This window comes from Mesorhizobium sp. C416B, assembly GCF_030323165.1.
Taxonomy (GTDB): Bacteria; Pseudomonadota; Alphaproteobacteria; order Rhizobiales; family Rhizobiaceae; genus Mesorhizobium.
The window spans coordinates 5,710,335-5,735,437 of sequence record NZ_CP100471.1 but is presented as its reverse complement, the minus strand read 5'-3'; the positions used below and the strand labels follow the sequence as shown (position 1 = coordinate 5,735,437).

General features: G+C 60.1%; 21 protein-coding genes. 14 read left to right on the top strand and 7 right to left on the bottom strand.

Features of this window, described 5'->3' with window-relative positions; all coding sequences use genetic code 11:
- Nucleotides 1–130 precede the first annotated feature (130 nt).
- Nucleotides 131–1,048, bottom strand: a complete 918-nt coding sequence (locus NLY43_RS27880; RefSeq protein ID WP_023700021.1) for a glycoside hydrolase family protein — start codon at nucleotides 1,046–1,048, stop codon at nucleotides 131–133.
- A 353-nt stretch (nucleotides 1,049–1,401) separates the two neighbouring features.
- Here NLY43_RS27880 and NLY43_RS27875 point away from each other — a divergent pair, with 353 nt between their 5' ends.
- The 3 genes from NLY43_RS27875 to NLY43_RS27865 are packed head-to-tail and all read left to right on the top strand — an operon-like array spanning nucleotide 1,402 to nucleotide 4,288.
- Entirely contained in the window at nucleotides 1,402–2,574 is a 1,173-nt protein-coding gene (locus NLY43_RS27875; protein WP_031199521.1) for a glycosyltransferase family protein, read from the top strand.
- A gap of 2 nt (nucleotides 2,575–2,576) precedes the next feature.
- Entirely contained in the window at nucleotides 2,577–3,719 is a 1,143-nt protein-coding gene (glf, locus tag NLY43_RS27870; protein ID WP_023712201.1) for a UDP-galactopyranose mutase, read from the top strand.
- 47 nt (nucleotides 3,720–3,766) lie between these two features.
- Nucleotides 3,767–4,288 carry a ferritin-like domain-containing protein gene (locus NLY43_RS27865; RefSeq protein ID WP_023687824.1) on the top strand — a complete coding sequence of 174 codons (522 nt, stop codon included), beginning with the start codon at nucleotides 3,767–3,769 and terminating at the stop codon, nucleotides 4,286–4,288.
- A gap of 70 nt (nucleotides 4,289–4,358) precedes the next feature.
- Here NLY43_RS27865 and NLY43_RS27860 read toward each other — a convergent pair whose 3' ends face one another.
- The gene (locus NLY43_RS27860) at nucleotides 4,359–5,516 is read right to left on the bottom strand and encodes a glycoside hydrolase family 26 protein (protein ID WP_023712202.1); all 1,158 of its coding nucleotides are present in this window, start codon (nucleotides 5,514–5,516) and stop codon (nucleotides 4,359–4,361) included.
- 299 nt (nucleotides 5,517–5,815) lie between these two features.
- Between NLY43_RS27860 and NLY43_RS27855 the strand changes: the two genes are divergently transcribed.
- From NLY43_RS27855 to cyoD, 5 genes are all read left to right on the top strand, one after another.
- Nucleotides 5,816–6,706: an MBL fold metallo-hydrolase gene (locus NLY43_RS27855; protein ID WP_023668030.1), complete on the top strand. Its 891-nt coding sequence runs from the start codon at nucleotides 5,816–5,818 to the stop codon at nucleotides 6,704–6,706.
- A gap of 197 nt (nucleotides 6,707–6,903) precedes the next feature.
- The gene (cyoA, locus tag NLY43_RS27850) at nucleotides 6,904–7,869 is read left to right on the top strand and encodes a ubiquinol oxidase subunit II (RefSeq protein ID WP_081726068.1); all 966 of its coding nucleotides are present in this window, start codon (nucleotides 6,904–6,906) and stop codon (nucleotides 7,867–7,869) included.
- A 2-nt stretch (nucleotides 7,870–7,871) separates the two neighbouring features.
- On the top strand, nucleotides 7,872–9,872 hold the full coding sequence (gene cyoB, locus NLY43_RS27845) for a cytochrome o ubiquinol oxidase subunit I (protein ID WP_032996790.1): 2,001 nt from the start codon (nucleotides 7,872–7,874) through the stop codon (nucleotides 9,870–9,872).
- A complete protein-coding gene (locus tag NLY43_RS27840; RefSeq protein ID WP_023712205.1) occupies nucleotides 9,869–10,555 on the top strand; it encodes a cytochrome (ubi)quinol oxidase subunit III in 687 nt (228 codons plus the stop codon). Before cyoB ends, NLY43_RS27840 begins: the two co-directional genes overlap by 4 nt.
- Nucleotides 10,552–10,962: a cytochrome o ubiquinol oxidase subunit IV gene (cyoD, locus tag NLY43_RS27835; protein ID WP_023712206.1), complete on the top strand. Its 411-nt coding sequence runs from the start codon at nucleotides 10,552–10,554 to the stop codon at nucleotides 10,960–10,962. Before NLY43_RS27840 ends, cyoD begins: the two co-directional genes overlap by 4 nt.
- Nucleotides 10,963–11,032: 70 nt before the next feature.
- Here cyoD and NLY43_RS27830 read toward each other — a convergent pair whose 3' ends face one another.
- Nucleotides 11,033–14,362 carry a DEAD/DEAH box helicase gene (locus NLY43_RS27830; protein ID WP_023712207.1) on the bottom strand — a complete coding sequence of 1,110 codons (3,330 nt, stop codon included), beginning with the start codon at nucleotides 14,360–14,362 and terminating at the stop codon, nucleotides 11,033–11,035.
- A 309-nt stretch (nucleotides 14,363–14,671) separates the two neighbouring features.
- Here NLY43_RS27830 and NLY43_RS27825 point away from each other — a divergent pair, with 309 nt between their 5' ends.
- The 3 genes from NLY43_RS27825 (at nucleotide 14,672) to NLY43_RS27815 (ending at nucleotide 16,135) form a co-directional block, all read left to right on the top strand.
- Nucleotides 14,672–15,511: a Crp/Fnr family transcriptional regulator gene (locus NLY43_RS27825; RefSeq protein ID WP_023712208.1), complete on the top strand. Its 840-nt coding sequence runs from the start codon at nucleotides 14,672–14,674 to the stop codon at nucleotides 15,509–15,511.
- Between the two features lie 19 nt (nucleotides 15,512–15,530).
- Nucleotides 15,531–15,767 (top strand): DUF6894 family protein, encoded by a 237-nt coding sequence (locus NLY43_RS27820; protein ID WP_023668023.1) that lies wholly within the window; start codon nucleotides 15,531–15,533, stop codon nucleotides 15,765–15,767.
- Nucleotides 15,768–15,958: 191 nt separating this feature from the next.
- Nucleotides 15,959–16,135: a hypothetical protein gene (locus tag NLY43_RS27815; RefSeq protein ID WP_023687819.1), complete on the top strand. Its 177-nt coding sequence runs from the start codon at nucleotides 15,959–15,961 to the stop codon at nucleotides 16,133–16,135.
- Nucleotides 16,136–16,321: 186 nt separating this feature from the next.
- On the opposite strand, the gene NLY43_RS27810 is transcribed toward NLY43_RS27815, so the two are convergent.
- The 4 genes from NLY43_RS27810 to NLY43_RS27795 form a co-directional block, all read right to left on the bottom strand.
- Nucleotides 16,322–16,714, bottom strand: a complete 393-nt coding sequence (locus NLY43_RS27810; RefSeq protein ID WP_023687818.1) for a response regulator — start codon at nucleotides 16,712–16,714, stop codon at nucleotides 16,322–16,324.
- A 240-nt stretch (nucleotides 16,715–16,954) separates the two neighbouring features.
- A complete protein-coding gene (locus NLY43_RS27805) occupies nucleotides 16,955–17,485 on the bottom strand; it encodes a DUF1003 domain-containing protein (RefSeq protein ID WP_023687817.1) in 531 nt (176 codons plus the stop codon).
- 19 nt (nucleotides 17,486–17,504) lie between these two features.
- Nucleotides 17,505–18,674 carry an alpha/beta fold hydrolase gene (locus NLY43_RS27800; protein ID WP_245261362.1) on the bottom strand — a complete coding sequence of 390 codons (1,170 nt, stop codon included), beginning with the start codon at nucleotides 18,672–18,674 and terminating at the stop codon, nucleotides 17,505–17,507.
- A gap of 13 nt (nucleotides 18,675–18,687) precedes the next feature.
- Nucleotides 18,688–18,942, bottom strand: coding sequence for a hypothetical protein (locus NLY43_RS27795; protein ID WP_023696347.1), 255 nt, complete (start codon nucleotides 18,940–18,942; stop codon nucleotides 18,688–18,690).
- 223 nt (nucleotides 18,943–19,165) lie between these two features.
- Between NLY43_RS27795 and NLY43_RS27790 the strand changes: the two genes are divergently transcribed.
- From NLY43_RS27790 to NLY43_RS27780, 3 genes are all read left to right on the top strand, one after another.
- Nucleotides 19,166–22,318, top strand: coding sequence for a GAF domain-containing hybrid sensor histidine kinase/response regulator (locus NLY43_RS27790; RefSeq protein ID WP_023696348.1), 3,153 nt, complete (start codon nucleotides 19,166–19,168; stop codon nucleotides 22,316–22,318).
- Between the two features lie 365 nt (nucleotides 22,319–22,683).
- Nucleotides 22,684–23,652, top strand: a complete 969-nt coding sequence (locus NLY43_RS27785; protein WP_023681124.1) for a manganese catalase family protein — start codon at nucleotides 22,684–22,686, stop codon at nucleotides 23,650–23,652.
- Nucleotides 23,653–23,787: 135 nt separating this feature from the next.
- Nucleotides 23,788–24,837, top strand: coding sequence for a chemotaxis protein CheB (locus tag NLY43_RS27780; RefSeq protein WP_023696349.1), 1,050 nt, complete (start codon nucleotides 23,788–23,790; stop codon nucleotides 24,835–24,837).
- Nucleotides 24,838–25,103 lie beyond the last annotated feature (266 nt).

The window sequence follows — 25,103 nt, the reverse complement described above, 5'->3', positions numbered from 1 at the left end:
TGACGAACGGGCTGAAATCATTTCGCGATGACACTTTGCTACCGTCACCGACGCGGATCACCTTCAACCCTCCGGAGTTCCATGGCCGCATGACGCGCATCCGCCTCAAGGCGCTAATGGCAGCCTGGAATCACGCGACCTTTGAAAAGAGAGCGACGTCGCATCTGGCCAAACCATAGCGCCATCGGTGATCGGTTGTGGCAACCCGGCTCTGGTAGAACAGTGAAAGCTGACTGCCATCGATCATCACTGTCGAGTGGCCGTTCTCGCCCGGTTGACCTGGCTCCAACACCGGGCCGATCGAAACGTAAGGCCCGCTGACCTCGTCGGCGATGGCAAAAAACACCCGTTGCCGGTTTCCCCGAAGGCCATTCGGAAGAAAGCAAGTGGCGTTGAGAAGCACCCGGCCGTCCGGCAGCTCGATCAGTTGCGCGCCCTCAATGCCCCATTCGTAGTCGGGATCATCTCTGGTGTTATGGTGGGGAACATCGTTGTGGTCGAGGATTTTGCCGATCCGCTTCCACGGACCGAACCACGAGTCGGACTGGCTACGTGCCAGATAGATGTCGGGCTGAGGCACCCTGGTGAATTTTGGCATAGCCGAATAAACCAGGTAGCGCCCACCGCCAATGACTGCTGGATGCGGATCGTAAATGCCGTCCTCTTCCGTGTCCGGGATGGCCAGAATGGCCGGACTGAGGACTACCCAATGGAACCCGTCGTTGGAAACCGCATGCTCGCAACGGCCACCCGACTTCATGAATTCTGTCTGGATGAACATGTGGAAGACGCCGCACTCGTGGGTCACACCGGGAGCCGCAACACCAGTACCGTTGATTGGAAGTTCGATCGGCTCATGCTCGGCCCACGGCCCATAAAGATCGGGCGCCGTGGCATGCAAGATTCTCCACGTCTCGGTGGTGACCGTGCCGCTTGACCCGAAGACGTGCCAGACACGGCCATCGAAGACAGGACACGGGTCCTTGAGATCATCCACGCTTTGCGGATGAAACAGTGGAAAAACGTTGGTTTCAAAGTTGATGTTCATGTCAGCCCCGGAATTCGCCTCGGCAGTCGGAGACGCGCAGAGATACAGGCGAATCATTGATGTTAGGCACATTCTATAGCCAACGAGTTCAACGCAAATACGGCAATGCCGCTGTCCACCAGCATTCCTCGTTCAACCACGCTTTCAGTGGCGGCCGGGTTCCGACAGCCGCCCTCGCCTCCGCACCCAGATCCCGCTTCGTGCGTGGACCAAGCGGGCGACCGGGCCTTCTTCATTTCAGTTGGAACAACTCACCTGATCGAAAGTTAGGAGCTGGAACTAAGTAGTTCTCTCCATTCGCGATTAACAAATGTTAATCGTAACATAAATAGTGTCACAGAGGGAGTATGTCAATGGAAGCGGCCTTTGGCGGGGTAACCGGCAGTCAATATGTTCGTCGCGAAAATATACTGGTTTGCTTCTCCCACTTACGATGGAATTTTGTTCACCAGCGTCCGCAGCATCTCCTCACCCTTGCATCCGCTCAGCAGCGAGTGGTCTATTTTGAAGAACCCGTTTTCGAAGAATTGCCGCAGCCGCTGATGCGGACGAGCGTGGCATCGGAAAACATTCTGATTGTCACACCAGTGCTGCCGCTTGGCACGTCGGCCGCGAAAGCAGATGCCGTCCAGCGGACATTTGTGCAGCAGACCATCGCTTCTATGCCGCATAGCCGGCTGATCGCCTGGTACTACACCCCAATGGCTCTTCGCTTTACGGAATTCCTCGACCCAGACATATGCGTCTATGACTGCATGGACGAACTCTCTGCGTTCAGGAATGCGCCCCCCGAGCTGGGCCAGATGGAAAAGGCGCTTCTTCGCCGCGCGGATCTCGTTTTCACCGGTGGTCTAAGCTTGTTCGAGACCAAGCGTCACCTCCATCCCGCCATCTTTCCATTTCCGAGCAGCATCGATGTGAGGCACTTTCACACCGCAAGACAGCCAGGAAGGGACCCAGCCGACCAGGCGGGCATTCCTTCCCCGAGGGTTGGATATTTCGGCGTCATCGACGAGCGGCTGGACGTCGATCTCGTGGCGCTAGCGGCAAAGACAATGCCGGACGTGCATTTCGTCATGCTCGGTCCGGTTGTCAAGATCGACCCTGCAAGCCTGCCGCAAGCCGAAAACCTGCATTGGCTTGGCCCGAAAGCCTACTGCGATCTGCCCGACTATTTGCGCCATTGGGACGCCGGATGGATGCCGTTTGCCCTCAACGAGGCGACGCGTTTCATCAGCCCGACCAAGACGCCGGAATTTCTCGCGGCGGGTCTGCCGGTGATCTCGACGGCAATCGTCGACGTGGTTCGCAGTTACGGTGCTGCCGGGCTGGTGGAAATCGCCGACTGTGACGATCTGGAAATCAAGCTGCGCTCCGTCCTTTCGCGACCGCGTCAGATGCTCCTGCAGCAAGTCGATGCCTATCTTGCGGACATGTCCTGGGAACGGACATGGAATGCCATGGCAGCTCACATTGAGCGCGCCTATCAACGCAAGAAGGTCGTGCCCCTTCGCAGGAGTGCATAGCCATGTTCGATTGGCTGATCGTCGGCGCGGGTTTCGCCGGCAGCGTGCTTGCCGAAAGGATAGCGTCGCAGCGTCAGGAAAGCGTTTTGCTGATCGATCGCCGCAGCCATGTCGGAGGCAACGCCTATGACTGCTACAATGAAGCCGGCATCCTCATCCATCGCTACGGCCCGCACATCTTCCACACCAACAGCCAAGCCATAGTGGACTACCTTTCGCAGTTCACGCAATGGCGGCCGTACGAGCACAGGGTGTTGGCGGCCGTAGACGGGCAACTGGTTCCCATCCCGATCAATCTCGACACCATCAACCGGCTTTACGGGCTGGACCTGACCTCGGCACAGCTGGAGGATTTCTTCGCGTCGCGACGCGAAACGGTGGAGGACGTCCGAACGGCTGAGGACGTCGTCGTCAGCACCGTGGGGCGCGAGCTCTATGAAAAATTCTTCCGCGGCTACACTAGAAAGCAATGGGGCGTCGATCCCAGTCAGCTGAGCAAATCCGTCACGGCACGAGTGCCGACCAGGACCAACCGTGACGACCGCTATTTCAGCGACAGCTTCCAGAAAATGCCGGCCGGCGGGTACACGCGGATGTTCGAACGCATGCTCGATCATCCAAACATCAAGATCATGCTGCAGACCGACTTCCGTGAAATTCGTGAGAAGATACCGTTCAGGCGCATGGTTTATACCGGCCCGATCGATGAATATTTCGGCTGGCAGCTCGGGCACCTTCCGTACCGTTCGCTTCGTTTCGAGCACGTTACACTGGATTGCGAGCAACTTCAGCCGGTTGCCGTGGTCAATTATCCCCAGACGGAAGATTACACGCGCATTACCGAGTACAAACATCTGACCGGCCAGCAGAGTTCGCGGACCAGCCTGACCTACGAATACCCCACGGACATCGGGGACCCGTACTATCCCGTGCCCCGGCCCGAAAACGAAGTGCTCTATAAGCGCTATGAAGCGCTCGCGGCAAGCTGCCCAGACGTGTGGTTTGTCGGTCGGCTTGCAACTTACCGCTATTACAACATGGACCAGGTAGTCGGACAGGCTCTGGCCACTTTCGCGCGCATCCAAAAAAGCCTCCCGGTCTGGGCACGCACGGAGGAGCCGTTGTTGGCCGAGCCGAGAAGATAGTTTCTTCCAAGACGGAAGATCGGGCGGGTATCAGAAGGAGAAACTCGATGGATACAAACTTCAACTCGGAAAGCCGTGAGATATTTATCGTCGGCTTGCGCAACGCGCACGCCATGGAAAATCAAGCGCTGTCGATCATGAAGCCTCAGGTCGAGCGTATAGAGAACTATCCGGAGGTGGCCGATCGCTTGCGCCGGCACATTCAGGAAACCGAAGGCCAGATCACGAGACTCGAGTCCGTCCTGGAGGGCCTTGGTGAGGAGCACTCCACCCTCAAGGACACTGCCTTGTCGATGGTTGGCAGCGTGGCCGCCATTGGACATTCGATGGCCGGCGACGAGATCATCAAGAACAGCCTGGCGAATTTCGCATTCGAGAACTACGAGATCGCTGCCTACAATTCGCTGCTGGTACTGGCCGACGCCGGGGGCTTCCAGGATGCTGAAAGGGCCCTCAAGCAGAACCTGAACGAAGAGGAAGCCATGGCCAACTGGCTCAAGGAAAATCTGAGCGACGTTACCATGCGATATGCCAGGCTGCGCGAGGCTGGGGCGACTGCAAAAAGCTGATGCACCGCACCGGCGCGGGCGGCGTTTCGAAACAGACGCTCGCCCGCCCCTCCCTCGTTTTTAGGCCTCTTCAAGGTGTCGTGTCCGCCACGAGAAGACCTTGCTGACGGGCCAGTTCATCTGCTGTGGGTTTGCGCAGGTGTCGCCTGCCGTCAGCCTGGATGACGGAAAACAAACCGACCTCGGCATGTCGCGAATTGTCCCAGCCCGGGTAGGCCGTTATCGGGTACAGGCAAATACCCTCGATCGGCGCTCCGAGACTGATTGCGGAACGCACCTCGTCGCAGACATAGTGGAGCCAAGCCGGCCCGCCGGATCCCTCGGAACCGGTCTCCGCAATGAACATCGGCTTACCGTAGCGATGAGCAACTTCTAGCAACATTTCCGACAGGGCGCGGTACTCGTGGTGTCCCATCGGAATCGTCGGCCCGTTTACGTACCATTGATTGTGCGGGTAAAAATTCAAGCCCACGGCATCGACAACATCTTCGCTCCCGCCCAACTCAGGTTCGACGCGGCCCAGCAACATGTCGTAAGCTTCGAACTGCCCCTGTCGGGCGTTTTCGGCCCGGCGCCGTTCGCTGCGGGTCCGGTCACGAGGGGCGATATGGATAAGCGGCTCGGCCCAGACAAATCTGCAGGCGGGATCGATCTCCCGCATTGCACGAACACCCGCGATGGCGGCCTTCACGAGGTGCCGCTTGAACCATCCACGTTTGTTCGGCCCCACACGCGGGAAATAGCCGACCTCAACAGCCCATGCGAAAAAGGAGATTTCGTTGATGGGACACAACAGAGGCGATGTTCCGGTGATCGAACGGTGTACCTTGACGGCTTCTGCCGCGAACGAGGCATAGGCGTCGATGAAACGCAGCGAGCCCTGATCGACATGGTCCGGAGATCCGTAGTGAAAGATGTCCCAGATTACCTGAACACCTGCCGATCGGGCTGCCTCGACCATTGGCGCCCAACTTGACCAGTCATAGGTTCCGGGAGCGGTTTCGATCAAATGCCAACGCAGGCCGTCGCGGATGGTGCGAAGGCCGAGTTCGGCGCAGCCGCGGTAGTCGCCCAGGGCATGCAAATTATGCGAGGTCGCACGAATAAGATCGAGGCGAACGCCGTCCTTGCGCCGGTGCGAGGAGCATTCAAAGCCTGCCATGAAAAAACTGGCGAAGCGCGAAGCTTCCGGAACCGAGGCCTCCGTCTGGCGTCCCACTTCGCTCATTTTTCGAAGTCTCCTTTGGGCAATCGGCTTCGAACTCGGCCGCCTTGTCCGGACCGGGAACCGCGTTGGCGAAATACCGAATTCAGTCGGGCGCGCCCCATGTTCGTTGCTCAGTCCAGCTCGTCCTTGCGTGGCCGGGTAGTGCCGAACCCATTGGTAGAGCCTTTGTTCCGGTGGTGAACTGTCCGGGCGCCGCGTGCAAATGAGGAACAAGGAGGCCCGTCCCAAGTTCGGGGCGATGTACAGCCGCCGTCATCCACTCGAGCGGCTGCTCGGCAACAACAGAGGCATGGGATCACATGACCGTTCAGATTCGACTTTCCGAGATCGACCACGCCAGGCGCGAGGATCGTGGCGACGGCGCTTGGAGCATCGCACCGGACCTGGGTTACTTGCGGCTAGCAATCGTCAATGTCGTGTTCTTCGGCGCACCGGGCAGCGGAGATCGGAACTGGGTGCTGATCGATACCGGGTTGCCGACGTCTCGCAGCAGCATTCTAGCGGTCGCGGAAAAGCGGTTCGGCGTCAACGCACGGCCGGCTGCAATCATCCTGACCCATGGCCATTTCGACCATGTGGGAACGGTTCTAGAACTCGCAAATGGCTGGGACGTGCCTGTCTTCGCCCATCCACTCGAGCACCCCTATTTGGACGGAACCACATCCTATCCGCCACCGGATCCCTGGGTTGGGGGTGGACTGATGGCGCTGCTTTCACCGCTTTTTCCACGCGGGCCAATCGATCTTGGCAGCCGTTTGCAACCCTTGCCCGCCGATGGATCGATCCCCGGAATGCCCGGATGGCAATGGCTGCACACACCCGGACATGCCCCTGGGCATATCTCGCTCTGGCGCGAGCAAGACCGCTCGCTCATCGTAGGAGACGCTTTCATCACCACCGGTCAGGAGTCGGTCTATGAAGTCGCCATTCAGGATCTCGAGATGCACGGTCCGCCGCGCTATTTCACGCCAGACTGGGATGCAGCGGAAAGGTCCGTGAAGCATCTGGCTGCCTTGGGCCCCCAGATGGTCATCAGTGGACACGGTGCGGCTGCTGCGGGAGTGGGCATGCGTCAGGCTCTCGATAATCTGGCTGAGCGATTCAGGGTATTCGCCGTCCCGCCGAAATTGAAATTCGTGCGGGAGCCAGCGTCGCCGATAGCTAGGCCAATCGAGCCTCCATCGTTCTGAAATTGTGGTCGGATTGGCGAACGCGGGACCATCGGACAGAGTAACTCGGTCCAGCGGAACAAACCCGGCCGGCGACAGTTGGGGCACTCGCTCAGGGGGCGACACCCTGCGAAGTGCCGCGAGGTTCCGCGCCATGGGGAGGCTCAGATGGAAACCCGACGAACGCATGCCTCTAGCCCGCGTTCCCGCAAAGAGAGATTGCAGAGCCGGTGTTCTTGCCATCCAGCCCTAAGTTGACACGCCAACTGCTCTGGATCGTCGGAGGCGCATTCTTGCCCGGTTGCGCGGGGGGAGTGCTCGATCCCCAAGGACCAATTGGTGTCGGTAATCGCACGATCCTTTTGAACTCGCTGGCGGTGATGCTGGTGATCGTTGTTCCCACGCTTGTTGCACTTCTGGCATTCGCCTGGAAGTTCCGCGCCTCGAACAGCAACGCCCGCTATAACCCGGAGTTCACCTATTCGGGACGCGTGGAGTTGATCGTCTGGTCGATCCCGACGCTCACCATCCTGTTCATTGGCGGTCTGATCTACTACGGATCGTATCAGCTCGATCCGCGCAAACCGATCCCTTCTAGCCAGCCGCCGCTCGACATTCAGGTGGTGGCGCTCGACTGGAAATGGCTGTTCCTCTATCCCGAGCAGGGCGTGGGCGCTGTCAATCAACTGGTTATCCCCGCCGGTGTTCCAGTGCGTTTCAAGTTGACCTCGGCCAGCGTGATGAACACGTTCTTCGTGCCCCAGCTTGGCAGCATGGTCTACGTCATGAACGGCATGCAGACCGAATTGCATCTGCAGGCCGACCGCGAGGGCAGCTTTTTCGGCCAGTCGGCGCACTTCAGCGGCGACGGCTTCTCGGATATGAATTTCAGTGTGAGCGCGGTTTCAGCCGATGCCTTCACCCGCTGGGCGTCATCGCTGCGTGGCGGGGGCGGCGTGCTCAACGCCAACGCCTATCGCGAACTCGCCCGGCAAAGCACAAATGTGGCGCCGGCTTCCTTCGGTCATGTCCAGCCTGGGCTGTTCGAAGCGGTCGTTCAGCAGACGCTCCCACCGGGTCCGGGGCCTGCTGAGAGCGCAGCCAGCGGCGAGCCACAGGTGAGCCCAAGGGCATTACCCGCGGCGGCGGCAACGATGACCCATCATCCACAAGGCGCAGAATGACGATGCTGGGCAAGCTCGACTGGTCGGCCGTTCCTTTCGATCAACCCATCCCCCTCGGCGCAGCCCTTAGCGTCTTTCTGGCAGCAGCCGCCGTGCTTGGCTGGATAACGGTGAAGGGCTACTGGCCATATCTGTGGAGCGAGTGGATAAGCTCGGTCGACCACAAGCGCATCGGCGTGATGTACATTGTGCTGGCGATGCTCATGCTTCTTCGTGGTTTTATCGATGCTATCATGATGCGCACACAACAGGTGCTGGCGATTCACGGGCCGGGCTACCTCCCGCCGGAGCATTACGACCAGATCTTTTCCGCGCACGGCACGATCATGATCTTCTTCGCCGCGATGCCGTTCATGATCGGCCTGATGAATTTCGTCGTGCCGCTGCAGCTTGGGGTACGCGATGTCGCTTTCCCGACGCTCAATTCCGTCAGCTTCTGGCTGACGGCTTCCGGAGCCCTGCTGGTCAACATCTCGCTTGTGGTCGGCGAGTTCGCGCGCACCGGCTGGCTGCCCTATGCCCCTTTGTCGGAAACCACCTACTCGCCGGGCGTCGGTGTCGATTATTATCTGTGGGCGATCCAGATCTCCGGCGTCGGCACGCTGCTCACCGGTGTCAACCTGGTGACGACTATCCTCAAGATGCGGGCGCCGGGAATGGGCTATCTGCGAATGCCGATGTTCTGCTGGACCTCGCTCGCGTCCAACCTGCTCATTGTCGCAGCCTTCCCGATCCTTACCGCCACGCTCGCAATGCTGACGCTGGACCGGTACCTCGGCTTCCACTTCTTCACCAACGAAGCCGGTGGAAATCAGATGATGTTCGTCAACCTGATCTGGGCGTGGGGCCATCCCGAAGTATACATCCTGGTGCTTCCCGCCTTCGGAATCTTTTCCGAGATTTTCTCGACTTTTTCATCGAAGCCGCTGTTCGGATACCGTTCGATGGTCGCGGCCACGATGTTCATCTGCATCGTCTCGTTCATGGTCTGGCTGCATCACTTCTTCACCATGGGTGCCGGAGCGGACGTTAATGCCGCCTTCGGCATCGCCACGTCGGTCATTGCCGTGGGAACCGGTGTGAAAATCTACAACTGGCTCTTCACCATGTATGGCGGGCGCGTTCGTTTCGACACGCCGATGCTTTGGGCACTGGCTTTCGTGACCACCTTCACCGTCGGCGGCATGACTGGTGTGCTGCTTGCCGTCCCGCCGGCCGACTTCGTGCTACACAATTCCCTTTTCCTCGTCGCGCATTTCCATAACGTCATCATCTCGGGCGTGTTGTTTGGAGCATTCGCCGGCTTCACCTACTGGTTCCCCAAGGCGTTCGGCTTCCGTTTGCACGAAGGCTGGGGAAAAGCGGCATTTTGGGTCACCTTGGCCGGCTACATGCTGGTCTTCGTACCGCTCTATATCGTCGGTCTGCTCGGCATGACGCGGCGCCTGCAACATATCGATATGGACCTTTGGGCACCGTGGCTGGTGGTGGCCGCTTTCGGCGTGGTGGTGATGATCGCCGGCGCGGCGCTGCAGATCACACAGCTTTTCGTTTCGATCCGGCATCGCGACAAGTTTCGCGACGAAACCGGCGACCCGTGGGACGGGCGTTCGCTGGAGTGGTCGACATCTTCCCCTCCTCCTGTCTTCAATTATGCACGACTGCCTCACGTGGAAGACGAAGAGCCCTACTGGAGCATCAAGCAACGAGGGATCGAACAGAGCTCGGACGAGGAAAAGGCATATGAGCCGATCGAGATGCCTCGCAACAGCCCGACTGGCTTCGTCACCGCCTTCTTCAGCACACTGATCGGCTTCGCGCTGATCTGGCATATATGGTGGCTGGCGATCGTCGGCTTCATCGGCGCCTACGCAACCTTCGTCGTATTCGCCTGGCGCGATCATGGAGACTACGAGATCCCTGTCGACGAGGTCGCCCGCATCGACCATGACCACAAGGCAGCCCAGTTTGCCCGGTTGCGCGGGTGGGAGCGCCCGGCATGAGCGGTCACGCATTCTCCGGCGACATCAGCGCCGGCACCCAGGCACGGGACCCGTATCGGCTTAATCACACCGGTCGGCATGCGGTGCGCTCTGCGACGGGCCACGGAGAAGGCGGCCCGGCCTCAAAGTTCGTCACGGTGACCTACGGCTTCTGGATCTTTCTCCTGTCCGACATCATCATGTTCTCGGCATTTTTCGCCGCCTACGCCGTGCTCGCCAAGGCAACCGCCGGCGGACCGACAGGCAAGGATCTGTTCGAACCGACACGGGTTGCGGTCCAGACGGGCCTTCTGCTCACTTCGAGCTTCACCGGCGGCGTGGCAACACTCGCCACCCGTCGCAGATCAATGGCTGCCACGCAGTTCTGGCTTCTCGTCACGGGGTTGCTCGGGGCAGCGTTCCTGTTCCTGGAACTACAGGAGTTCGCGGCAATGATCGGCGAGCAGGCAGGCCCCTCGCGCAGCGCATTTCTTTCTGCCTTCTTTGCGCTCGTTGGCTGCCACGGTGCCCATGTCGGTCTCGGCCTGCTCTGGCTGGGAACGATGATGGCGCAGCTGTGGGTCAAGGGCTTTCGGCCCGACATTTTGCGGCGGCTCCACTGCTTCGGGCTCTTCTGGCACGCCCTCGACATCATCTGGGTTGCCATCTTCACCCTGGTCTATCTGCTGGGAGCATCGTCATGACCGAGATCGAGAGCAAGACCGGCGAGTTGCAGGACCGCCGCGATTCAGCGCCGGGCGAGGAACACATAAGCGAGCACGAAACCGCTGGGGGCCTCTCGGGCTATGTGCTCGGCTTCGGGCTGGCCATTCTGCTCACGATCGCGTCATTCCTGGCGGCGCGAACCGATCTGATTTACCAGCCCGCGGTCATCTCGGCCCTGGTGGTGCTCGCTGTTGCGCAGATGGGCGTTCATCTTGTCTTCTTTCTGCACCTGACCACCGGGCCGGACAACACCAACAACATCCTGGCCCTGGCCTTCGGCGTGCTGATCGTCGCGCTGGTGGTTCTGGGCTCTATCTGGATCATGGCCCATCTGAATGAAAACATGGCTGCCATGACACCCCATCAAGCCGGAACCATGCCTTGAACGCTCCCCGCGAACGCACGGCCGCCCGCGGCGCCATTCGCACCGATGGCCCCAGGAGACAAAAGGCTCGTCAGATCTCGTGCTTTGGCTGGGCTGCACGTAGGGCATCAAGCGCTAAGCGAACTGCATCGATGCCTGAGACGCTGGGCTGGATCGGCCTGAAAATCAGGCGGCCGTTCCGGCAGTCCAGGCCCAACGCCTTGCTGTTCCGCCATTGGGACGCCGACGGCTTGTTCCGAGGGGTGATCGCGATGGCCTCGGGACCCACATCGACTTTGCCGACGCCCAATTCCGACGCTGCTATTCGCAACCTGGTAAATTCCAGCAAAAGGGCTACTTCGCCAGGCATGTCTCCAAAGCGGTCCTCGAGCTCTTCGCTGAATGTATCGAGGTCCGGCTCCGAACGGATTCGGGAGAGCCGCGCATAGAGGCCAACGCGCACCGTAGGCTCGTCGACATAGCTCTCGGGAAAAGCCCCCTTTCCCGAGCCATTGATCTCGGCAAGTTGCTTGCCGAAGTCGGCCCCTCCGCCAGCCGCCGAGACCGCGCGCTCCAGCAAGTGCTCGTACAAGCCCACTCCGATCAGCTTCATATGCCCGGCCTGGTCTTCGCCGAAAAGATCTCCGGCGCCACGCAGGTCGAGGTCTCTTTGACTGATTGCCAGGCCGGAGCCGAGCCGATCGAGCGCAAGCATCGTCGAAAGCCGGGCCTTGGTGCCTTCGGCCAGTTCAACGCCAGGTTGGGTCAGAAGAAACGCTACGGCCTGCACCGCCCCCCTTCCGACCCGGCCCCGCAGCTGGTGCAACTGCGCCAGACCGAACCGGTCGGGGCGCCAAACGATGATGGTGTTGGCCCGCGGCACATCGAGGCCGCTCTCGATGATGTCGGTGCTCAACAAAATGTCGCCATCACCGTCGGCGAATCCGACCATGACTTCGTCCAGCTGTCTCCCCTTCATTTCACCATGCGCCGTCTTGACCCCGAGTTCCGGCACCAGTCTGTTCAGTTGGTCACAGGCCGGGGCAATATCCTCGATCCGCGGGACCACGAAAAAGCTCTGTCCACCCCGGTGGAATTCACGCAGAAGGGCCGCGCGCACCGATGCTGGATCGAACGCTGCCAAGATCGTGCGAACGGGACGTCTTTTGGCGGGCGGAGAGTTTAGAACGCTGACGTCCTGGATGCCCGACAACGCCGATTGCAGCGTCCGGGGTATCGGTGTGGCGCTCATGCTCAGCGTATGGAGGCGAGGCGTCATGGTCCGCAGGGCCCGCTTCAACTTGACCCCGAACCGGTGCTCCTCGTCGATCACCAGCAGTCCAAGATTGGCGAAGGTGACGCTCTTGGACGCCAGGGCCTGAGTACCCACAACGACCGTAACCTGGCCGCTCCGCAGACCCTCTTTTGCCGCTCTCGCCTCCGCAGCCCCGACCATCCTAGAAAGGTGGGCGACCTGCAGGCCGGTTCCTGCGAAGCGGCGGCTGAACGTCTCATAGTGCTGTCGTGCCAACACTGTTGTCGGTGCTATGATAGCAACCTGTTTCCCGCAGAGAGCGGCGGCGGCGCAAGCACGCAGGGCGACCTCTGTCTTGCCGAAGCCGACATCGCCGCAGACGAGCCGGTTCATTGTTCTTCCCGACGAAAGATCATCGAGCACAGCGCGGATGGCGGCCGCTTGGTCGGGCGTCTCCGTATAGGGAAATCTCGCCGCAAAACGGGCCAAGTCCGTGCGGGAGGGCTTCATGATCTTGGCAGGCTGGCTGGACCTGATTTTGGCAAGACTCAAGAGGCGTTTGGCCAGCCTGTCGATCTCGCGCAACGCAGCTTCGCGTCGCTTCGGCCAGCCCTCGCCGTTGAGGCGATCAAGGGACACTGCCTCCGGTTCCGAGCCGTAGCGCCATATTCGTCCAAAGTCGTCGACCGGAACCAGCAAGGAAGCCCCGCCATGATATTCCAGTCTGACGACATCCTGTTGCTGGCCAGCCAACTCGACCTGTTCGACCGCGGCGAGCACGCCCAGGCCATGGTCTTCATGGACGACGACATCGCCAACGCGCAACTCGGGTTCGAGTATGCCCGTGGTCGCGCTCCCGTTCGCCTTCAACGCGGGACCAAACAGGTCGGATGCGGCCACCACGGCGATATTGGATTGCGCGTCGACAAACCCTTCGTCGAGGACGAATTCAGCCTTGAGAAGAGAGCCCCTTGCGGCCGAAACGATTTGCGGCAAGTCGGCCGCTTCCTCTGCCCGCCGGCCTAGTCTCCTATCGAGCAGGCGATCTGCTCGCTGCAATTCAGAGGCATCGCCGGTGAACACTACTCTGACTCCGGCGCTCGTCTGCCTTGTGACGAATTCCGCGAAATCATGCCCGGGTCGGGCCTGGCGGAAGAATTTGGGAACTCCCACGGCAGAAACGGCAAGTCTCACGCAGCAGCGGTTAAGCAGAGCAGCGTCCCACTCTTCACGGGATAGGTAAAATCGTCCCGGCAAAGGTTTTTTCGTTCCGGCTGCCTCCTGCCTGGCACGACGTGCATCCTCGACCAGATCCAGAACTCTGCCGAGCGGCTGCCCGTCGGTCCCTTCAAGGAAGGAGATCGAGGCGCTGGAAGCCGCATCGAAGACGGACGGCATAGCGCCATACGATGCGACCAGGCGCTCTTCCATCGACGTCGCGCGCATCGCTGTCAGCTCAGGATGCTCACCAGCTTTAAAGATCAGCTCGGATGCCGGTCCGACCGTAACCGAGTCTCGAACCTGATCGCTGAGCTGACTGAGCGGGTCGTAGGTCTTGAGCTGGCGGATGCAGGCATCGGGACCAACGATGACGCGAACGGGGCCATCCGCGCCAGCAGGGAAAATATCGATGAGATCGCCCCGAAAGGCTATCTCACCCGGTTCGTCGACCCTCTCGTCGACAACATAGCCAATGGCTTCGGACCTGGTTCTGAAATCGTCACGGTCGAGCTTTTGTCCCACCTCCAGAATTGTGAAACCGCTAGCGATGACCGGAGCAGGCGGCACCCGCTGCAGAATGGCTTCGAGCGACATCACAGCGATGCGCGGGCGATCCGGCTTCGTTGCGATCTCACGCAACGCACGAAGCCTTCGCCCCATATTGGCGCGTGTGGGCCACACCCTGTCGTAGGGCAGGCAATCCCAGGACGGCAGCAAGATGATATCCGCGTCAGGCAGGAACTGACGCAAGGCGCCGGCGATCTCCTCGGCACTGCGTTCCGAGGGAGCTATATGGATGATGTGCTTGTCCCGACTGGTCTCCAGGCCACGGGCCAGCGCTACCGCGATTGCTGAGGATGGCGGTCCGCCGTGCCCTATCGCAGACCCGCTGTCATCCGTGTGATCGATTTGTTCGACATCCGTCCGCGAAATATGCCTGTTCACTGAAATCTCACCTTGCCACTGAGACAACGTCAGCGGAGCCACCCCGTTCCTGGTGGCGCATCAAAGAGTTCCAGGACTGGCTGCGGGTGCAGCCCTTGAAATGGGCGGAGCGACAGGGTCAAAGCTGCGCCGTGATCGGCGAACTCCTGGGGCTGGCTGCCCAGCGGGACAATTTCTAGCCGAGCCTATGTCATAGGTTAATGCATTGCTGCCTGGCTCACCTATGGCTGTCCTAAAAAACTGGTGCTTCGATCATTCCGGGATCTTCAACCACCCTCGACGCTGGCAAAACGCTCCAGGCACGGGACCATGCCGCACGGCGGCACCTTCTGCCGCCGCGCATATGTCCCCATGCCAATCGGAACTTTTGGCGCGGATAATAGTTCGATCACCAACATCAGCCAGGTAGTCAATTTGTTCCCCACCTCATCCTCGGATGTACTCATTCGCAAGCTTCAGACCATCTCGGATCTTCGAGAGGCCGACATCGGCGTTCTGAAAGGCATTCCGATCCAGGAGAAGGAATATTTGGCCAACCACGATCTGGTGCGTGAGGGCGACCGTCCTGTTTACTCGTTTGTCGTTCTTGATGGCTTGGTCGGTTCCACCAAACATACGGGCGAAGGAAAGCGACAAATCACATCATTCTTCGTCGCCGGCGACATTCCTGATCTGCATGGGCTGCATCTGTCGGTCATGGATTGTAACTTCTCGACCCTTACGCCGGCGCGAATAGGTTTCATGCGGCATGACACCCTGCGTGCCGTTTGCGACCAGCACCCTCGCATCGCCACCGCTTTTTGGCGGTCGACGTTGATAGATGCCGCGATTTATAGGGAGTGGGTCATCAATGTGGGAAGACGCGAGGCATACACCCGCATGGCTCACATCCTGTGCGAACTGATTTTTCGCTTGCGCTCCATGGGGCGCATTGAGGATCACGTGGCGGATATCCCCATTACACAGGCGGCCCTTGGCGATGCGCTGGGTTTGTCCACGGTCCACGTCAACCGGATGCTCCAGGAACTACGACGCAGAGGCCTCATTGCCACCTCGGGATCAAAAGTTCACGCACTGGACTGGGCTGGCCTCACTCACGCAGGAGATTTCGACACGACCTACCTGCACCAAAGGAACCCCGCAGATTAGCAGTGACGGAAGCTCTCCGATGGCACGATTTTTCTTCGACAGCGGCGATGGCGATCTCATCTTCGAGGACGAAATAGGTGTCGAATGCGCTGGCCTCGAAGAGGTCCGCCGCGCGGGATTCGAGGGCCTTGTCGACCTCACGAGAGAGTCACTGAAGAGCGTCGACGGGCAGCAATTGTTTATCGAAGTGCGTGATGAAAACGGCGCCAAGATTTTGCGGCTGAGCCTCTCGCTTCGGGTAAAATCGAACGTATAAATTTGCACTCTACGCGCAGCGTTAGGCGAGCGGACTGGGACTGCAAACATCCACTGGCATGTCGTGTCTCAAAACCAGGCCACTTTTGAGCGACATGCATTAACCCATAGATTGTGCCTCGATTTGTGTACAGGACAGGGAACCATCAAAGAGCCGCCGAGTTCGTCCAACGGACAAGCCCGGAATCTAACATGGAAGAAATCGGCAAGGCACAACAAAAGGTCATAGCCCGCCTCATACGGGAGTGGATTTCATCGGACGCCAATCGTCGCCAGCTTCGCCAGTTGCTGGATCTGCCGACAGACGCGGACATGCCCAGCGAGCATCGGTCATTGCTTGACGAACTCGACCGAAAGCTCAACCAATGAGCGCCCCTGCTTTCGGGAGGGCTCCCGAGTGGATGCGAGCCGGTGGCGAGGGGAAAGGAGCTGAGGTCGACATCTGGTTGAGGCCGCCGACATTTGACCCAAGCAGACGCGAACGCTTTACGCCGGACGGCGCCGATTGGCCGAAGAAGAATGTTCGGTGGTGTTCGCGGAGCCGCGGTCCGATTCCTAAAGGTGAGTTTCTGCACCTTGCTGCGCGTTTAAAAGTTGAGAAACGGCAGTTATGATCTGCGGCAGAAAAAAGGGCTTGGTGATCATTATGCTGTTGGGCACGCCTTCCGCTCCCCAGTGTACCGCGCTGTCGCCACTGATATAGACAACCGGGATGGTCGAGTTGGACCTTCGCAAGTGCCGAGCGACCTCCCACCCCGACTGTCCTGCTCCCAGACGGATGTCCGTGAGCACGGCCTTGAACTTGGTCGGATCGGGGTCGAAAGCCGCCAGCGCCTCGGCGGCACTCCGAGTGCCGACCACCTGGAAGCCGGCCTCCTCCAAAGCTGACTCGAGGTCGAGCAGGATCATTGTCTCATCTTCGACGATCAGAACAGCACCTTCGCTCATCCGGAATCTCCCCAAGCCGCCCGCTAATACGATTTCGGCGTCAACTTGGTTCCATCTGACGCGCAGCAGCCTGTTGGTTATCGAAGCTCTACGCTGCCTCGGTTGCGCGGCGGACTTGTGACGTCGGGAAGCCGCCGTGGAGAACGCCGACGCCGGCTTAGCTGCGTCCACAGCCTTGGACAACGAGGCTGATTACAGGCTGTAGCCGACGCTGAACCGTTGCCGACGAGGTCGCTTTGATCAAGCGTTCTCCTGATCTCCAGAAGCTTGCTGGATCTGCGTCATCACCTTTTGGGGATCGACATTCTCGGCGAGTTCCGGCAGCTCTTTGTCGGCCGGGGTCGAGATATTCAGACGCGCCGTCAAGGCAGCCACCATCTCGATCAGCCGCGTGGTTTCATGTTCGTTTAGAAGGCTGATCTGCAAATCCAGTTCGGCTCGGCGCTCGCTGTGGGCGGCCATTCTGTTCTGATTGATCAGCACAAAGGTAGACAGGAAGATTGCCTCAACCGAGGCGACCATGGCCAGGATCACGAAAGTCGGGTCCCAGGCTGGGACGGCTGGTATCTCGCCAAGGTTTGCGAGGACCCAGACGACAAGAATTGCAAGGTGCAGATAGACGAAAGTCATGCTTCCCGCGAAGCGCGAAACAGCGCCGGCGACCCACGCTTGAACGCCTTGGTGCTCTTCTTGCTGCCGCCTGTGCTCGACCAGCGCCTGTATGTTCTGGTGGAGCACCGACTGCATGTCGGCTGGACGTTGGTCGCTCATTTGAAAGCCCCGTTGGAGATCATTCCGTGCAAGCGGCGTCGCTTATCGCCGGTGGCTCCCGCGAGGCCGGATCTACCTTGAACTCGTCGGCACGCGACTTGGGTCGCTGCCGACGGCCCGCTTGGAACAAGGCGTGCCGCCCTGCAATAGTGTGCACCATGCCGACCACTGCTTGCGGGGCGCTCTGATGAACCATATGGCCGGCGCCCGGAACCACCTCGAGGAGAGACCCACCGACTTCCGCGTGCAAGCGTCGTGCATCGCGTTGCGCGTCGAACAAACGATCCCCGGATCCCGCCATGATGCCGGTGGGCACGGCAATGTCCCTATAGTTGGCTTTTCCCAACAGGGACGCGGCCAGCATCGATGCTGTCTCCAGAGAAACCGCCCGCAGTTGGGAAGGGCGGCTGGCGACATCTTTGGCAAGTGCGGCGAACTCGCCGGCGACGACGGCGGGTTTAAAGATCTTCTCCATTGCCCAATGCCAAGCAAGCCTTACAAGCGGCGGCAGCAAGGTGTGACGAAACGCGGTGCCGATCACAGGCAGTGCAGGGAGTGCGGCCAGTGCAAGATCCAGCCGCGGTGGCGGATAGTAGTAACCCGAGACCAGCACGATGCCGGCGACCGATGGAGAATGCCTGCGCGCCAATTCGAGGGCGATCCAAGCTCCCCAGGAATGTCCAAGCACGAGGTATTTCTCTATACCCAGCCCGCAGGCGGCGGCATGTATAAGGTCGGCTTGGTCGCGAGCGGACCAACGCCGGCCGCGCGGCCGTGAGCTTCGCCCAAAACCGGGACGATCAAATGCAAGCACCCGATAGGTCTTTGCCGCCTCATCGAAGATGCCGCTCGACTTGAAATCCTCCGCCATGGATCCATTGCCATGCAGGAGAAGCAGCGGCATGCCGGTTCCGGCTTCGATAAAATGCAGGCGCAGACCATCGATCTCCATCACACGTCCGCATGCCCGGCCGGCAATCGCACGTTTGGCGCGGATGGCGTTGTATGCCGCCAGCGCCGCCAATGAGGCCGCGAGCAACCCGGTCGCGAGTTTCGGTCCATCTCTGTCGAACGCCATGCCGTGCCTGTTGGAAACCATCTGCCGAACCCAACTCTCGGGGCGAAAGCTTGTTCCGCCAGACAAGACACGCTGTACAACCGGCTCAAGCGTCTTGGAAAGTAGGCCCATGGAGTTGGGACCGTTAAGCCTGGGCAGCGCTGCTGCCTCCCAGTTTCCAATCACCCTGCCAACGTGCGCGCACGGCAATCATCAGCATGGCCGCTTCCGTCATCCCGGTCTGGAAAAGTCTGACCAGCTCTCTCGCGATGGATTCTGCCGCGGTAGTGTCCGACGAAATCTCAAATTCCTCACACAGCGCGTCGAAAACCGACCGAAGCGTTTTCAGGTCGTCTGGATAGAGAGCGTCCGTATTCGTAAGAATGGGTCGGTCAAGCATCAAAACGTCTCCAAACGAGTGAAGTGCGGTTCGGGCACCCAGCCAGCGGGAGCTCGTCAAGTGCCCGCTGGTTTCCCCTTTATCCGCCACAGCGCGCCAAGCTGTCATTAACCTATGACCGCGGTGCGGCGTGTTCGGCTGACCGGCCCGCCAAACAAACTGCCGTCCTGCGGGGAACTCTTGGCCGCAGACTGCATTTAAGTCCGGGCAAAACGGGGGCGAAATGGGGGCCACTTCAAGCAATCCGCGATCTGAACTGCAGCGCTTCGAGCTTTTGGCAGCGCTGGGCGACCGTATTCGCGAGATTACGGATCCCGCAGAACTGGCCTACGCAGCCGCGGAACTGCTGGGGAACCATTTTGGCATCAGCCGAGCCGGATACGGCACGATCGATCTAGAGAAAGAAACGATCACCATTGACAGGGACTGGAACGCGCCAGGCATCAAAAGCCTGGCTGGGACGCTGAATTTCAGGAACTACGGCTCGTATATCGAGGATTTGAAGCGAGGCGAAACCGTTGTCTTTGAAAACGCCGAGACAGATCCGCGAACCAGCAGCCATGCGGAGGCACTCAAAGCCATCAGCGCCCAATCCGTCATCAACATGCCCGTTACCGAGCATGGCGGGCTGGTGGCGCTGTTATACCTGAACCACTCCGCGCCCAGACGCTGGGCGACGGAGGAAGTAGCCCTCATTTCGGCAGTCGCGGACCGGACGCGTACGGCGATAGAACGCCTTCGCGCCGAACTGGCCCTGCGTGAGAACGCCGAACGCCTTGCTTTTCTCGACCGCCTCGGCAGGGAGATAGCCCTCGCGGCCGACGCCGATGCTGTCATGCAGATCACCACTCGGCTCCTCGGCGAACATCTTGGCGTCTCGATTTGCGCCTATGCCGACATGGAGCAGGACCAAGACCATTTCACCATCCGCGGCGATTGGAGCGCACCTGGCTCGCCCAGCATCAGGGGATATTACAGTCTTGCCGATTTCGGTCGCCTGGCTGTCACCAACCTCAGCGCCAACAAGCCGCTTATCATCAACAACAACCTTGAGGAAATCGCTCCCGAGGAAGCGAAGACCTTTCAGGATATCGGGATAACGGCAACCATCTGTATGCCTTTGGTCAAACAAGGCCGACTGACTGCCCTGATGGCCATCCACGACAAGCAGCGCCGCGTCTGGTCGCAACGCGAATTGTCCTTGCTGACCGAGGTGACGGAGCGGTCCTGGGCTCACATCGAGCGCGTTCGCTCGGAACAGGCGGCACGGGCGAGCGAGGAGCGGCTGAGGCTTGCCACCGACGCGGCCGCTATTGGCACCTGGGATTACGATCCCATCAGCGGAGTGCTGCGTTGGGACGACCGGTGCAAAGCCCTTTTTGGTTTGCCGCCGGACGCGGAGGTGACATATGAAAGCGCCTTCCTGGCGGGCCTCCACCCGGAAGATCGCGCACGGGCCGACGAGGCCGTACGCCAGTCGCTCGCGCCGGGCACCCCCTCCCGCTACGACATCGAATACCGGACGATCGGCCTTCGGGATGGCAAGGAGCGCTGGATTGCCGCAACCGGGGAAGCACTTTTCCAGTCCGGCCGTGCGATCCGCTTCATCGGCACCGTGGTTGATGTCACCGCGCGAAAGCGGGTGGAGCATCAGCTTCAGTTGATGAACGCTACTGCGGCAGCCGTGGCGGCCGAGCTTGACGTGGAGCGAATTGTCCAGACGGTAACCGATGCCGGCGTCGTGCTGTCGGGCGCACAATTTGGAGCTTTCTTCTACAATGTGATCGACGACAAGGGCGACAGCTATGTGCTCTACGCCCTTTCGGGGGCACCTCGTTCTGCTTTCGAAAACTTTCCCATGCCGCGCAACACCGCGGTGTTCGAGCCCACTTTCCGCGGCACAAGCGTGGTGCGTTCCGACGATATCCTCACCGATCCGCGTTACGGAAAGAACTGGCCCCGCAAGGGAATGCCGGAGGGCCATCTGCCGGTGCGTTCCTATCTCGCCGTGCCGGTCGTCTCGCGTTCGGGCGAGGTCCTGGGCGGCCTCTTCCTTGGTCATTCAGAGACCGGCGTGTTCGCCGAACAGCAAGAAGCGGCCTTGCTGGGGCTTGCCGGCCATGCCGCGACGGCCATCGACAACTCCCGGCTGTTCAAGGCGCTGCAGGCACTCAACGGCACGCTCGAACAACGTGTCAAAGATGAAGTTGCGGAACGCGCCAGAGCAGAAGAGCACCTGCGCCAAGCCCAGAAGATGGAAGCTGTCGGACAGCTCACCGGTGGCATCGCGCACGACTTCAACAATATGCTGGCCGTCATCATCGGCGGCCTGAACCTTGTGCAGCGCAAGCTCAGAAACGGCGATACCAACGTCCACCAATTCGTAACCGGCGCGATCGATGGAGCACAACGTGCCGCAGAACTTACCAGGCGACTGCTCGCCTTTTCCCGCCAGCAACCACTGGCGCCGAAGCGGCTGAATCCAAATCGCCTCGTCTCCGGTATGAGCGAATTGCTGAACCGGACGCTTGGCGAGACCATCCAGATCGAGACCGTGCTCGCCGCGGGGCTATGGCATGTCGAGGCCGACGCAGGGCAATTGGAAAGCGCGCTGCTCAACCTTTGCGTCAACGCAAGGGATGCCATGCCTGCTGGCGGCAAGCTGACGATCGAGACATCAAACGCCCACGTCGACGAGCGCTATGCCAGGGAGAACGCGATCCCCTCCGGCCAGTATGTGATGATAGCGGTCACCGATACAGGAACGGGCATGACTGCTGATGTTGTCGCAAGAGCCTTCGATCCGTTCTTCACCACCAAGGGGGTCGGCAAAGGCACCGGGCTGGGACTCAGCCAAGTCTATGGGTTTGTTCGCCAGTCCGGCGGCAGTGTGAAGATCTATTCCGAGCAAGGCATCGGAACCACCTTGAAAATATATCTGCCGCGCTCGCACCACGGCGTGCTCGACAGCCAAATCGACGTCGTGGCAGGCGAGCACCCCGGCTGTGCAGACGAGATCATCATGGTTGTCGAGGATGAAGATCGCGTCCGGCTGATGGCCGCGGAAGCGCTGCGGGAACTGGGCTACTCCGTGCTGGAAATGCAAGGCCCACGCGACGCGCTGGTGGCCGTCGAAAGCGGGCAAGTGCCGTCGCTTCTGTTCACCGACGTGGTGATGCCGGAGATGTCGGGCCGGGAGCTGGTGGATCAGGTCAAGACAATGCACCCGTCGTTAAAAGTGCTCTACACCACCGGCTACACACGAAATGCGATTGTCCACAACGGCACGCTCGATTTCGGAACCGAACTTTTGACCAAGCCCTACACGATCGACGAATTGGCAGAGAAAGTCCGGAAGGTGCTGGATCGAAAGTGAACGGGCAACAGCCCGCGACGCTCGCCGTGTGACCGAACCCGGCGTTTGCCGCTAGGTGTGCAGCGAAACGGGCCGAAGGTGTCGACACCGACATCGTATTAATATGGCCCGGCTTCACTTTTCCGAGCCAGTATCCCTCCAGATTTTGTCTACCTCTTGCCCATCCGCGGCCTTGCTCATTGCCGTGATGGCGCAGCACGATCGAAATCTCGTTGCCGCCGGTCACCGGTCGGAGAAATAAATGCCGCCTCTGGCTCCCTGAGATGCTCAACACTGAAGCTGCCGTAAAAATGCTCGCTGGCCGATGGCCGGATGGAACAATCAACTTGCCGGGATGTTCGGATGATCTAACCGGAGAGATGTCCATGTTCATGCACAACAAGCGCCTGCAATACACCGTTCGCGTCTCGGAGCCGAATCCTCGCCTGGCCTGCATGATCATGGAACAGTTCGGCGGCGCCGATGGCGAGCTTGCAGCGGCCATGCGCTATTTCACGCAAGGGCTTGGCGAGGACGATCTTGGCCGTCGCGACATGTTGCTCGATATTGCGACCGAAGAACTCAGCCATCTCGAAGTGGTGGGATCAATCGTCACCATGCTCAACAAGGGGCTCAAGGCACAGCTGGCCGAGGGCCAAATGAAGGAAGCCGACCTTTACCTGATGATCGGCGCCAGCGGCACAACAGCCAAGGAATCAATTCTGTTCGGCGGCGCTCCCGCGCTGTGCGACTCAGCCGGCGTTCCCTGGACCGCGGCCTATGTCGACTCGCGCGGTGAACCTACGGTGGATTTGCGGTCGAATATCGCCGCCGAAGCCCGCGCCAAGATCGTTTACGAACGCCTCATCAACATCACCGACGACCCGGGAATCAAGGACGCGCTCGGCTTCCTGATGACCCGCGAGATCGCGCACCAGAAGTCGTTTGAGAAAGCACTCTACGCGATCGAAAACAATTTCCCTTCCGGCAAGCTCCCAGGCGTAGAGAAGTACGCCAGCATGTATGTCAACACCTCTCAAGGCGACGGCGATGTCGCTGGCCCATGGAATTCCGGCGAAGAGTGGGATCGGATCGATGACCTTGAAGAGGTGATGCCCGTCGACGGCGGAGACGGCCTGGCAACTGTCAAGCTGGGGGCCAAAGACATGAAGGTGGTGGCCAGGATGGCCGACCGTACGCTTTCCGATCCGGCTTCCGATCCGACAACAGGCGCTGATCTAGGAGCAGGCCCGGGAGCTGGCCGTACCAAGAACGCCGATTTCGGCGGCGCGGCAAGCATTCAGGAGGCCCCGGCCGTGGCAGAGGCTGCCGTCAAACGCGCACGTAGGCGTTAGCACAGAGCCGACGCGGGCATCTATGTTCCGCGATGCGGCCGGAAGCTAACACCGACGAAGGCAGGGCATCCGACCAGCAACGGACTGGCCGGAGCGCTCGCATCGACATCTGTGCTGAATGTGGGTGAAGCAACCATGGCCACCGCCGCACCACGATCAGATTCGGAGCGTGCGGGCCAGCCGGATAAGGTCCGTCCCGACGGTTGCGAGAACCGGTGCATCGTGACAATCGGAGCATCGGCCGGCGGCGTCGACGCGCTGAAGAGACTTGTCCGCGATCTTTCGCCGGACATCCCGGCGGCTCTCCTCGTCGTACAGCACGTTGGTCCCACGAGTTACCTCGGCGACATTCTCGGTCGCGCTGCCAACATGCCCGTTGCAAATGCCTCCAACGGCATGAAGGTTAAAAACGGGCACATCTTCGTTGCACCGCCCGGAGCTCACCTTCTGTTACATGACGATCATATGCTGCTGCGGCGCGGGCCGCGCGAGAACCTGGCGCGCCCCGCCATCGACCCCCTGTTTCGATCGGCGGCCTGCAGCTTTGGCGGCAGCGTGATCGGCGTCGTGCTCACAGGCAGCCTCTCCGACGGCACCGCCGGCCTGCACGCAATCAAGATGTGCGGAGGCGTCAGCGTAGTCCAGGACCCCGGCGACGCCGCAGTACCCGATATGCCGCTGAGCGCCTTGCAGAATGTGGAAATCGACCATTGCGTCCCTCTGTCCGAAATGGCTGGCCTGTTGCACAGGCTTGCTTCCGAAATCGCAGGGCCGACACCAGAAATCCCGTCCGGCATCCTCCTTGAGGCAGCGATTGCAGCTCAGGAGCACAGCACAATGGAATTGACCGAAGGCCAGCTTGGCGCCCCCTCGACATTTGTCTGCCCCGAATGTCATGGCCCCCTATGGGAGATCGATGACGGGCCGATTACCCGTTACCGCTGCCACACCGGACATGCGTTCGGAGCGGACGTTTTAATGCAGGCCCAGGCTGACGATGCGGAACAGGCTCTTTGGAGCCTTTTAAGAGCGCACCAGCAGCGGGCTGAGTTGGCGAAACGTACGGCAAAACGCGAAGCCGCGCGGGAAAGACACAGCCTGGCCAGCCAAATGGCTGCGCGGGCCGCGGAGTACGAAGCCGACGCGAAACTTATTGAAGAGATCATCCATCGTCGAACGCCGTGACAAGGCAACAGCGTTTGTCAGGGCGGGTGCGTCTGCGCCATCCCGATCGCATTTTCCTGGATCAGCCGCGTTGCCTCACCGCTTGGCCTGTGGCCACGGGTATCCAGGTCCCATGCTTTGATTGAACACCTGCACCCAAATCCAACTGCACGAATTTTATGCAAAGCAGGAACATAGAAGCATTACGCGAGTTAGGCACTGACCCATTGGACGTATCCTCGCATTCTGCGGTCTGCCTGGGTGGTCCTTGTTTTGTAAACGAATGC